Source organism: Butyricicoccus sp. (assembly GCF_050872565.1).
In the GTDB taxonomy this organism is placed as follows: Bacteria; Bacillota; Clostridia; order Oscillospirales; family Butyricicoccaceae; genus Butyricicoccus_A.
Genome location: NZ_JBNMHC010000440.1, coordinates 1 through 1,595 on the forward strand (window position 1 = coordinate 1; position 1,595 = coordinate 1,595).

Below are 1,595 nucleotides of genomic sequence, written 5' to 3' on the forward strand. Positions count from 1 at the left end.
ATCAACGCCTATCTGACCGCACAGGCTACCGGCGAACTGGAGACCAAGTAACCGTGAGCAAGAAACGTGTATGGGGTATTGTGTTGGGTCTGCTGTGCATTGCAGTGATTGGTATCTGCTGCATCGCAGGCGTCAGCAAATGGCGTACCCATCAGGCAGAACTTCAGCAGCAACAGCAAAGTCAAGAGCAGCATCATCAGCAGCTCACGCAATACACCGAAGATCTGACCGATGCATTTGACGACTTGTATCAGGTGGAAAACAATCTGTTTCAGGATATAGCCGCACAGCGCATTGCCGGTGCAGACGATCGCACCACGCTGCAGTCCATGCTGTCCGCGGCAGCGGAACCGATTGATACACTCGCCTCTGTCCAGGCACCGGATGAGCTGTCCGATGTGCAGGAGCATTTCCAAAAAGCCGCGTCGTCCTATCACGCCATGTCGGATACACTGACTGATATGCTCCGTGATCCTGCGGCAAGCGATGCCGATGTACAAAAGGCGTTTATCACTGCGCTTCCGAACGCTATTGATGCTTTGGATGAAGTCAAAGCGGGAATTTCGCTGTTGGCAGAAAATTCCGACATCACGCTTCCTGACAGCGCCAAGCAGCTGGAAACTGCGCTGGATTCTTTTTCCGGAGACAGCTTCAGTTCCCTATTCAACGCAAAATCATGACTGTTTGTCCCTTCTCCGCACGGAGAAGGGACTTTGTATTTCTGCACAAATTTATCCCTGTTATTTTGTGTAAATCAATCATAATTTCACTGTCATTTTGTAACAATTCTACAAGTTGTTCAGGATAACAATAGACAAATCCACCAAAGCATTTTTCTTTGTCAAAACCGCCTATTGCATCCATAGAAGAAATGTGCGAAACTATTCGTGCACCAAAAAGGGGTGTATGGAAGAACGATTCCATATCTCAAGGATATTTCACATTTCTTCTAAAGGAGAAGATTCATAATGACTACTGCTACGTTTGATTTTATGGCTCCGGCCACCGGCAAATGCGTTCCGATTGAAGCTGTTCACCACAGCCTGAGCGACCGCACCCTCGGCGAGGGCATCGCTATTTTCCCGAGCAATAACACCGTCGTTGCTCCGTGCAACGGCATGATTACCCGCGTTTCTGACCACGCTGTCACCCTGTTTGACAGTGAGCACGACATTGAGCTGCTGCTCACCGCTGACATGGACGCTCAGCATCATGATTTCCATCTGCATGTACAGGCTGGCCAACAGGTTACTACCGGCACTAAGCTGTTTTCCTGCGATGTCAACGCAATCAAGGCACAGGGCGGCTATGTTGATTTTTCCTGCATCGTAACCAATCTGCCGATTGAGAAAGTTTCCGTTTGCTCCGGCGATGTAGAGACCGGCAAGACCCGCATGTTCTCTTGCTCCTGCCCGATGGTATAAGCGCGTATAAAACACTATCGTTTAACAAACAATACAGGCACATCAGTATTCTGCTGATGTGCCTTTTGTTATCCCCGCGGAAAGGAGATGCCTATGCAGGAACGCACCAAATGTTTGATTATCGGCACGTGTGCCGGAGCGGCAAATGGTTTCTTTGGCGCTGGCGGCGGA

At 49.5% G+C, this 1,595-nt stretch carries 2 protein-coding genes; both read left to right on the forward strand.

Annotated features, from left to right (window positions below):
- The first annotated feature begins 53 nt into the window (after positions 1-53).
- On the forward strand, positions 54-680 hold the full coding sequence (locus ACR0P9_RS12300) for a hypothetical protein (protein WP_432620563.1): 627 nt from the start codon (positions 54-56) through the stop codon (positions 678-680).
- A gap of 288 nt (positions 681-968) precedes the next feature.
- The gene (locus tag ACR0P9_RS12305) at positions 969-1,424 is read left to right on the forward strand and encodes a PTS sugar transporter subunit IIA (RefSeq protein ID WP_432620565.1); all 456 of its coding nucleotides are present in this window, start codon (positions 969-971) and stop codon (positions 1,422-1,424) included.
- Positions 1,425-1,595: the final 171 nt, after the last annotated feature.